Source organism: Pseudomonas sp. (assembly GCF_037994325.1).
Classification (GTDB): domain Bacteria; phylum Pseudomonadota; class Gammaproteobacteria; order Pseudomonadales; family Pseudomonadaceae; genus Aquipseudomonas.
Genome location: NZ_JBBNAH010000513.1, coordinates 1 through 5,732 on the forward strand (window position 1 = coordinate 1; position 5,732 = coordinate 5,732).

Annotated in this window: 6 protein-coding genes; all 6 read left to right on the forward strand. The window is 60.0% G+C overall.

Translation table 11 applies throughout. The features are described 5' to 3' along the window. Positions 1–142: 142 nt before the first annotated feature. The 6 genes from AAAB16_RS17275 (at position 143) to AAAB16_RS17300 (ending at position 5,610) form a co-directional block, all read left to right on the forward strand. Positions 143–421, forward strand: a complete 279-nt coding sequence (locus tag AAAB16_RS17275) for a hypothetical protein (protein ID WP_340664428.1) — start codon at positions 143–145, stop codon at positions 419–421. Positions 422–525: 104 nt separating this feature from the next. Then, positions 526–1,434, forward strand: a complete 909-nt coding sequence (locus AAAB16_RS17280) for a LysR family transcriptional regulator (RefSeq protein WP_340664429.1) — start codon at positions 526–528, stop codon at positions 1,432–1,434. Beyond that, the gene (locus AAAB16_RS17285) at positions 1,431–2,348 is read left to right on the forward strand and encodes an ABC transporter ATP-binding protein (protein WP_340664430.1); all 918 of its coding nucleotides are present in this window, start codon (positions 1,431–1,433) and stop codon (positions 2,346–2,348) included. The genes AAAB16_RS17280 and AAAB16_RS17285 overlap by 4 nt, the downstream gene beginning before the upstream one ends. After that, the gene (locus AAAB16_RS17290; protein WP_340664431.1) at positions 2,345–3,106 is read left to right on the forward strand and encodes an ABC transporter permease; all 762 of its coding nucleotides are present in this window, start codon (positions 2,345–2,347) and stop codon (positions 3,104–3,106) included. Before AAAB16_RS17285 ends, AAAB16_RS17290 begins: the two co-directional genes overlap by 4 nt. Before the next feature lie 147 nt (positions 3,107–3,253). Next, positions 3,254–4,171: a LysR family transcriptional regulator gene (locus AAAB16_RS17295; RefSeq protein ID WP_340664432.1), complete on the forward strand. Its 918-nt coding sequence runs from the start codon at positions 3,254–3,256 to the stop codon at positions 4,169–4,171. 17 nt (positions 4,172–4,188) lie between these two features. Next, positions 4,189–5,610, forward strand: a complete 1,422-nt coding sequence (locus tag AAAB16_RS17300; RefSeq protein ID WP_340664433.1) for a mechanosensitive ion channel family protein — start codon at positions 4,189–4,191, stop codon at positions 5,608–5,610. The last annotated feature ends 122 nt before the right edge of the window (positions 5,611–5,732 follow it).

The window sequence follows — 5,732 nt, forward strand, 5'->3', positions numbered from 1 at the left end:
GTCCCCGCCTGCGCGGGGACGACGGTAGCTTTGCCGGCAGGGAGGTATTACGTGGGCGCTACGCCTCATCGCATTTGCTGAACTTTTCACGCGCTCTGGTCCTCCACCGAAGGAGAGCCATCGCGCCAAAAAGGACAGCATCATGAAAACTCTACTAAGCCTCACCGCCGCTCTGACGTTGCTGACTGCCGTGCCCGCCTGGGCCAGTTGCACCCCCGAAGAAGCTGAGCAAAAAGCCCAGCAGTTGGCGGCCAAGGTGCAGCAACTCACCGAGCAAAATCCGCAAAAAGCCAAAGAGATCAATGACGAGCTGCAGGCCATGGATTTGAAAACCAAGTCCGCGGATAAGGCCAGTCATTGTGATATCTACGACAAACGAATTAAGGAGCTGGAAACCGCCAAGGACAAGTCTGAGAACTAGTGCCGGGTGCGTTGCAGTTCTGCAAGGGGGCTATGCAGCCCTGTCTATTCTCATGCCTAACGCATAAGCCGATGATGGCTCCCACACCACAGGGAGCCACACCAATGAACCGCATTGACCTTCGCCGCGTAGACCTCAATCTGCTGATCGTTTTCGAAATGATGATGATCGAGCGCAATGTCAGTCGGGCGGCGGAGCGGTTGTTTCTGGGGCAGCCAGCGGTGAGTGCGGCCTTGGGTCGCCTGCGTACGCTGTATAACGACCCGCTGTTTGTGCGGGTCGGGCGCAGCATGGAGCCCACCCCGCGCGCCATTGAGCTGGAAAGCTTGCTGCGCCCAGCCTTGGACACCATTTCCTCGGCCATCGGCCAAAGTGTCGATTTCGACCCCTGCACCAGCCGTGAAGTGTTCCGTATCGGCCTGAGCGATGACGTGGAGCTGGGCCTGCTGCCGCAACTGATGCGCGTGCTCAGCGTGGAAGCGCCCCACGTCACGTTGGTGGTGCGCCGTACCCATTACCTGTCGATCTGCAATCAACTCTCTGCGGGCGAAGTGTCGTTGGGTATTTGCTACGTCGGCGATCTGCCGGCCAATGCCAAATGCAAAACCCTGCGCCGTAGCCGTTCGGTAATGGTGCGTGGCGACTTCACTGACACGCCAATGACCATGGACGAATACTGCTCACGCCCCCACGCGCTGGTGACGTTTGCCGGTGACCTCAGCGGCTTTATCGATCAGGAACTGGCCAAGCGCGGGCGCCAGCGTCAGGTAAAACTGGCGGTGCCGCAGTTCTATGGCTTGAGCCAATTGCTCCCAGGTACGCAGATGGTGGCTACCGTGCCGGACTACGCCGCTGCGGCGCTGACTTCCAATGGCGGCTTGCGCGTGGATGAGTTGCCGTTCGAGGCGCCGGTTTATGATCTATCCATGGCCTGGGGCGCGACCCAGGATATGGACCCTGCGCAGCGCTGGCTGCGCAGCAAAATTACTGAATGCTTGGGTGACGGTGCATGAGTGCAATTTCCCTTCGAGGGTTGGAAAAAACCTACGCCAATGGCTATCAGGCCTTGCGCGGAATCGATCTGGATATTCAACACGGCGAAATCTTTGCCTTGCTCGGCCCCAATGGTGCAGGCAAATCCACCCTGATTGGCGCCATTTGCGGGCTGGTCAAACCCACCGGCGGCAGCATTCATATCGATGGCTTGGAGTTGCCTCGGCAATACCGCGAAGCGCGGGCCAAGGTCGGCTTGGTGCCGCAGGAAATGGTCAATGAAGGCTTTGAAAGCGTGCTGTCCAGCGTGCGTTTTAGCCGTGGCCTATTTGGTAAACCGCCAGCGCCAGAGTTGCTGGAACAGATTCTGCGCGACCTGTCGCTGTGGAATAAACGCGACGACGCCACCATGACCCTCTCCGGCGGTATGCGCCGGCGGGTGATGATCGCCAAAGCCTTGGCCCATGAACCGCAGGTGTTGTTTCTTGATGAGCCTACGGCCGGTGTAGACGTGGAGCTGCGCCGCGATATGTGGGCGATGGTGCGCCGCCTGCGCGACCGGGGCGTGACGGTGGTGCTAACCACCCACTATCTGGAGGAAGCCGAGGAAATGGCTGACCGTGTTGGGGTCATCAGCGATGGTCGTCTGCTGCTGGTGGAAAATAAGACCGACTTGATGGCACGCCTCGGTCGTCGCCAACTACGTCTGCAATTGCAAAAACCGCTTGAGCAGTTGCCTGCCGATTTGGCTGGGTTCCCGGTGCAGTTGCTCGACGAGGGACGGGAGCTGGTGCTGGATGTGGCCCGCGATAATCAGGGTATCGCCGAATTTTTGCGGCGACTGACCGCTAACGATATCGACTTCAAAGACCTGCACACCTCGGAAAGCTCCCTTGAGGATATCTTTGTCGAATTGCTGAGAAAGCCCGCATGAACGTGTATTCCATCTACGCCATCTTCCGCTTTGAAATGGCCCGCTCGCTGCGCACCCTGATGCAAAGCCTGGCGGCGCCGGTGTTGGCCACGGCGCTGTATTTTGTGGTGTTTGGTTCGGCCATCGGCTCACGGATGGCCGAGATTGGCAGCATCCCTTACGCCAGCTTTATCGTGCCGGGCCTGACCCTGCTGGCGGTGCTGACCCAAAGCGTTTCCAACGCCGCCTTTGGCATTTATATGCCGCGTTACTCCGGAGCGATTTACGAGATTTTGTCGGCGCCTTTGTCGCCCACCGAGATCGTGTTCGGCTATGTCGGTGCGGCGGTGGTTAAGTCGATGGTGCTGGCGGCGGCCATTCTGCTTACCGCACGGGTGTTTGTGCCGTATGAAATCGTCCATCCGTTCTGGGCGTTTTTTATTCTGCTGTTGTGTGCCGTGTCGTTCAGCATGCTGGGCTTTATCGTCGGCCTGTGTGTGGATGGTTGGGACAAGCTGGAAGTGGTGCCCTCCTTGGTGATCACCCCGCTGACCTTTCTCGGTGGCAGCTTTTACTCGCTGAATATGCTGCCACCCACCTGGCAGACCATCAGCCTGTTTAACCCGGTGGTGTACCTGGTCGATGCCTTTCGCTGGGCGTTTTTCGATGTCACCGAATTTAATCCGATGCTCGACGTCGCCTTCTTGCTCGGCTTTTTGCTGGTGTGCATCGTGATTGTTGGGCAGATATTTCGCACCGGGTATCGCTTGCAGCATTGAAATCGCCTTGTTTGTTGGGCAAAGCGAAGCCCAACACAGCACACAAATTCTTTCCAAAGGTCAGCACGAGAATCCTATGCTTGTCCGCTAACCGGACATGACGATGGCTGTTTGTCCGTTTCCTCAACCCGAGGATAAGGAGCGCCTGTGGATCGTGATGCTGTGAATTTTGACTGGAACGACATCCCGCTGCTCTTGGCCCTGGCCCGTGAGGGCAGCATGAGTGCGGCCGGGCGCACGCTGGGCATTGACCCCTCGACCATGAGCCGACGCTTGGCCGCGACCGAAGCCGCCTTGCAGCGCCGACTGTTTATTCGCGACAACTCTGGCTACCACGCCACCGAAGCCGGCGTGGTGTTTCTGACCTACGCCGAGCGGGTGTTGGGCGATGTCAAAAGCATGCTGCTGGAAACCTGCAGTGAGGCCGACGGCGTGGCCGGGCCGGTGCGCATTACTTCCATCGACTTCTTATTTAGCCACTGGCTGGTTGACCATATGCCGGCGCTGATGGAAGTCCACCCGAAGTTGCAGCTGCAATTGCTGGTGGCCAACCAGGCACTGTCGTTTACTCGCCGCGAGGCCGACTTCGCCCTGCGCTTGGCCCGCCCGCAAGACGATGCCGCACTGGTGATGCGCAAGGTGGGTGACCTCGGATTTGCCGTGTACGGCGCCGAGCGTTTTGCCGAAGTACCGCGCGACCTCTGGTGCGACCAGCCCTGGCTGGCCTATGGCGAAGAACTCTCGGAGATGGCCGAGATGCGCTGGCTGCGCGAGATCGCGCCGTTGGCCCATTACCCGCTGCGGGTCAGCAGTGTCAGCACCTTGATCAACGCCTGCGAAACCGGATTGGGCCTGGCGTTGTTGCCCTGCGTATTGGGTGATCGTATCGGCCTGCGCCGCCTGAGTGATGATGTCGAGGTGCACCGTGAGGTATGGTTGCTCAGCCACCGTGACGCCGGGCGTATCGGCCGCTTCCAGGCGGTGAGTAACTGGCTGAAAGACGTCTTCGAACAAGACGCCGTGCGCCTGCGCGGTGAGTGCCGCAAACCCGTACCGCCGCTATAACCCACTATGGAAACCCCATGCTTGAGCTGATCAACAGTCACCTGCTGCTTATCGCCACCGTCTTGTTACTGGTGGATATCGCCGCCTGGCGTCTGTTGCCGGCCGACGCCAAGGTCTGGCGCGTGGTGCTGCGGGTGGGTTTTTTCCTCACCTACAGCTTGGTGATTGTTGAGGCCGGGCTGAGCCCATTACTGCCAGCGCCGTGGCCAAGCCCGGCGCTGAATATGCTCGGCTCGGTACTGGGCATTGCCTGGTGGTTGCTGCTGGCGCGAACCGCCACGGTGGTGATGGGCGTGGTGCTGATGCCGCGCAGCGGCCACACCGGCCGCCTGTTGCAGGACGTACTCGGGGCGCTGATTTTTCTCCTGGCGGCGGTGGCAGCGGCGGCCTACGTGATGCAACTGCCGGTGAAAGGCCTGCTCGCCACTTCCGGTGTGGTGGCCATCGTCGTTGGTCTGGCCTTGCAGAGCACCTTGAGCGATGTGTTCTCCGGCATCGTACTGAACACCACCAAACCCTATCGCCTGGACGACTGGATCAGCATTGATGGCGTCGAAGGCCAAGTCACCGAAATCGACTGGCGCGCTACCTACCTGCGCACCGCCCAAGGCAGCACCGTGGTGATCCCCAACTCGGTAGCGGCCAAGGCCAAAGTGATCAACCTCAACCGCGCCGCCAATGTGCAGGGCGTGTCCATCAGCATCAGCGTGCCGGCCGCCGTGCGGCCCCGTGTGGTGATTGAGGCATTGGAAAAAACCCTGCAAGGCGTCACCGCGCTGCTGGCCAAGCCGCCGGGTCGGGTATCGGTCAAAGGCTCCGACCTGGAAGCTGTGGAATACGAAGCCAGCGGCTTTATCGCCACCGGCCAGAACAGCGCCGAAGCCCGCAACCTGATGTTCGACCTGGCCCACCGCAACCTTGAAGCCGCGGGCGTACAGCGCGGCGGTGACGCGCCGAAAAGCCGCCTGCGTGCCGTGCTCGACGACGTCAAAGTGTTCCGCTCCCTGACCAGCGAACAAAAAGACGAGCTCACCCAACACATGACCGCCCAACGCTATGTCGCCGGGCAGGTGGTGCTGGAACTCGAAGAAGTCACCGACCACCTGATGGTGATCGGTACCGGCGTTATCTCCGCCGCCGTGCCCACCAGCGACGGCAGCCTTGCCGAAGCTGGGCGCATGGGCCCGGGCGAGTTGCTCGGCGAAGAAGGCATGGCCAACGCCGTGGCGTCCCACGCGCGCTTTACCGCCCTGAGCTCCGCCATCGTCTACCGCATCGACAAAGAACATATCCAGCAATGCCTGGAACAAAGCGCCGAAGTATCCACCGCTCTCAACAAACTCCACGCCTTCCGCCTGCAAGGCACCGAGGCGCTGCTGATGCAAAAGCCGGCGGAAGTGAAAAAAGGCAAATTCCTGAGCTGGTTGCAGCGCACCTAAACCATTCACAGCACCCACCCTACGGAAAAATCCGCGCATACCTCGGCGTAGGGTGTGCTGTGCGCACCAACGCTTAATGCCGGTCCCATTAAGGGACCGATAAGTCCCTTAATGGGACCGAT